Annotated in this window: 4 protein-coding genes; all 4 read left to right on the top strand. The window is 64.2% G+C overall.

Going from position 1 to position 3,600, the window contains the following annotated elements; genetic code table 11:
• On the top strand, positions 1–822 hold an 822-nt coding region (locus tag AKL28_RS23145; RefSeq protein WP_050470645.1), incomplete at its 5' end, for a branched-chain amino acid ABC transporter permease.
• Between the two features lie 32 nt (positions 823–854).
• Positions 855–2,072 (top strand): ABC transporter permease subunit, encoded by a 1,218-nt coding sequence (locus AKL28_RS23140; RefSeq protein WP_050470644.1) that lies wholly within the window; start codon positions 855–857, stop codon positions 2,070–2,072.
• Between the two features lie 21 nt (positions 2,073–2,093).
• Positions 2,094–2,861, top strand: a complete 768-nt coding sequence (locus AKL28_RS23135) for an ABC transporter ATP-binding protein (protein ID WP_050470643.1) — start codon at positions 2,094–2,096, stop codon at positions 2,859–2,861.
• A gap of 14 nt (positions 2,862–2,875) precedes the next feature.
• The coding region (locus AKL28_RS23130) for an ABC transporter ATP-binding protein (protein WP_050470642.1) at positions 2,876–3,600 on the top strand (725 nt) is incomplete at its 3' end.

Genomic DNA, 3,600 nt, shown 5'->3' with positions numbered 1-3,600 from the left:
TTTGCGCACGGCGACATCTTGATGGTGGGGGCGATGGTGGGCTTGAGCCTGCTCAAGTTGGTGCAGCAGCATGCGCCGCAGTTGCCGGGGATCGTGCAACTGGTCATTGCCATCGTCGGGGCCATTCCGGTGTGTATCGTGGTCAGCCTGGTGATCGAGCGGGTGGCCTACCGGCCGCTGCGCAACGCGCCGCGCCTGGCGCCGCTGATCACCGCCATCGGCGTGTCGATCCTGCTGCAGACGATCGCCATGATGCTGTGGGGCCGCAGCCCCTTGCCGTTCCCGCAGGTCATGCCGTCAGATCCGGTGCATATCGCCGGCGCGCTGATCTCGCCGACCCAGATCATGCTGCTGGCGCTGGCGGTGCTGGCCATGCTGGGGCTGGTGCTGATCGTGGAGAAGACCAAGATGGGCCGCGCCATGCGGGCCACCGCCGAGAACCCGCGCATTGCCGGGCTGATGGGGGTGGATTCGAATAAGGTGATCGTGGTCACGTTCGCCATCGGCGCGGCCCTGGCGGCCATTGCCGGGGTGATGTGGGCGGCCAACTACTCGACGGCGCAGTTCGCCATGGGCTTCGTGCCCGGCCTGAAGGCCTTCTCGGCGGCGGTGCTGGGCGGCATCGGCAATATCTACGGCGCCATGCTGGGTGGCATCCTGCTGGGCCTGATCGAAAGCCTGGGGGCCGGCTACATCGGCGACCTCACGGGCGACTTCCTGGGCAGCAACTACCAGGACATCTTCGCCTTCATCGTGCTGATCATCGTGCTGACCCTGCGCCCCTCCGGCATCATGGGTGAGCGCGTGGCAGACCGCGCCTAAGCCTTAACCCACATTCAAAGAAGAGAAGACAAATGGCTCTCCTATCCTTCGACATGAAGCGCAATCCGAAGCAGGCGCGCACCAGCTTGCTGGTGCTGCTGGCGCTGATGATCGTGTTCCCCTTCATCGCGCAACAGTTCGGCAACTCCTGGGTGCGCATCATGGACATGGCCCTGCTCTACATCATGCTGGCGCTGGGCCTGAACGTGGTGGTGGGCTTCGCCGGCCTGCTGGACCTGGGCTATATCGCGTTCTATGCGATTGGCGCCTATACCGCGGGTTTGTTGGCCTCACCGCAGTTCGCCGCCGTGCTGGAGTCGTTTGTGAACACCTACCCGGCGGTGGGCAACTTCCTGGTCATGGTGTGCGGCCCGGAGATCGTGCAGAACGGCATCCACCTGTCGCTGTGGGTGATCGTGCCCTTGTCGGCCCTGATCGCCGCCATCTTCGGCGCCCTGCTGGGGGCGCCGACCCTGAAGCTGCGCGGCGACTACCTGGCCATTGTGACGCTGGGCTTCGGGGAGATCATCCGCATCTTCATGAACAACCTGAACGCCCCGGTCAACATCACCAACGGCCCGCAAGGCATCAACCTGATCGACCCGATCCGGGTGTTCGGCGTGTCATTGGCCGGTGAGCCGGGCTCGGGCTCGATGGTCAAGGTCTTCGGCATGACCACGCCCTCGGTGAACGCCTACTACTTCCTGTTCCTGCTGTTGTGCATTGCCGTGATCTTCTTCTCGATCCGGCTGCAGGATTCGCGCCTGGGCCGTGCCTGGGTGGCCATCCGCGAGGATGAGATCGCCGCCAAGGCGATGGGCATCAACACCCGTAACGTCAAGCTGCTGGCGTTTGCCATGGGCGCCTCCTTCGGCGGCGTGGCCGGGGCCATGTTCGCGTCCTTCCAGGGGTTTGTGTCGCCGGAATCGTTCTCGCTGACCGAGTCCATCGCGGTGCTGGCCATGGTGGTGCTGGGCGGCATCGGCCACATCCCCGGCGTGGTGCTGGGCGGGGTGATCCTGGCGGCGCTGCCGGAAGTGCTGCGCCACGTGGTCGAACCGCTGCAGATGAGCCTGTTCGGTAAAGTCTGGATCGATGCCGAAGTGCTGCGCCAGCTGCTGTACGGCCTGGCCATGGTGGTGATCATGCTGACCCGCCCGGCCGGCCTGTGGCCGTCGCCGCGCCATGAAGACCGCCCGGAGGCGGACCACCCCCACAGCGGCGCCGCCACCGGCGAAGTCAAAGCTTAAGCAGAAAGCAGGAGAACGACCATGACACAAACACTGCTCAAGATCCGCGACGTGAGCAAGCGCTTCGGCGGCCTGCAAGCCCTCAACGGTGTCGGCATCACCATCGAGAAGGGGCAGATCTACGGCCTGATCGGCCCCAACGGCGCCGGCAAGACGACCTTCTTCAACGTCATCACCGGGCTGTACCAGCCCGACACCGGCAGCTTCGAGCTGGACGGCAAGCCGTATTCCCCGAGCGCACCGCATGAGGTGGCCAAGGCCGGCATTGCCCGCACCTTCCAGAACATCCGCCTGTTCGGCGACATGACGGTGCTGGAGAACGTGATGGTGGGCTGCCACGTGCGCACCAAACAGAACGTCTTCGGCGCGGTGTTCCGCCACAAGGCCGCGCGCGACGAGGAGGCCGCCATCCGCGCCAAATCGCAAGCCTTGCTGGACTTCGTGGGCATCGGCCAGTTTGCCAAGAGAACGGCGCGGCACCTGTCGTACGGCGACCAGCGACGGCTGGAGATCGCCCGTGCGCTGGCCACCGACCCGCAGCTGCTGGCGCTGGACGAACCGGCGGCGGGCATGAACGCCACCGAGAAGCTGGGCCTGCGGGAACTGCTGGTCAAAATCCAGAAGGAAGGCAAGACCATCCTGCTGATCGAACACGACGTCAAACTGATGATGGGGCTGTGCAACCGCATCACGGTATTGGACTACGGCAAGCCGATTGCCGAGGGCGTGCCGGCGGAGGTGCAGAAGAACCCGGCCGTGATTGAGGCCTATCTGGGCGCAGGCCACTAAGCGGAACACAGAACATGACAACAAACATCTTAAAAGTCGAGCAGCTGAGCGTGGCCTACGGCGGCATCCAGGCGGTGAAGGGCATCAGCCTGGAGGTCAACGAAGGCGAACTGGTGACCTTGATCGGGGCCAACGGGGCCGGCAAAACCACGACCTTGAAGGCGATCACGGGGACCTTGCCGGCCAGCAAGGTGGACGGGCATATTGAATACCTGGGCAGCGCCTTGAAAGGCAAGAAATCCTTCGAGCTGGTCAAGGACAAGCTGGCGATGGTGCCGGAGGGGCGGGGCGTCTTTACCCGCATGAGCATCCAGGAGAACCTGCTCATGGGCGCCTACACCAGCAATGACAAGGGGCAGATTGCGGCCGACATCGACAAGTGGTTCGAGGTCTTCCCGCGCCTGAAGGAACGGGCGGCGCAGATGGCGGGGACCTTGTCGGGTGGGGAACAGCAGATGCTGGCCATGGCGCGTGCGCTGATGAGCCACCCGACGCTGCTGCTGCTGGATGAACCGTCGATGGGCTTGTCGCCGATCATGGTGGAGAAGATCTTTGAGGTGATCCGCAATGTATCGGCGCAGGGGATCACGATCCTGCTGGTGGAGCAGAACGCCAAGCTGGCGCTGGAGGCGGCGCACCGGGGGTATGTGATGGAGTCGGGGCTGATCACGATGAATGGCAATGCCCGGGACATGCTCAACGATCCGCGGGTGAAGGCGGCGTATCTGGGCGAGGGCTG

Source organism: Herbaspirillum chlorophenolicum (assembly GCF_001189955.1).
Classification (GTDB): domain Bacteria; phylum Pseudomonadota; class Gammaproteobacteria; order Burkholderiales; family Burkholderiaceae_D; genus Herbaspirillum; species Herbaspirillum chlorophenolicum.
The sequence above is the reverse complement of the archived record's forward strand: the minus strand, read 5'-3'. Positions and strand labels throughout refer to the sequence as shown.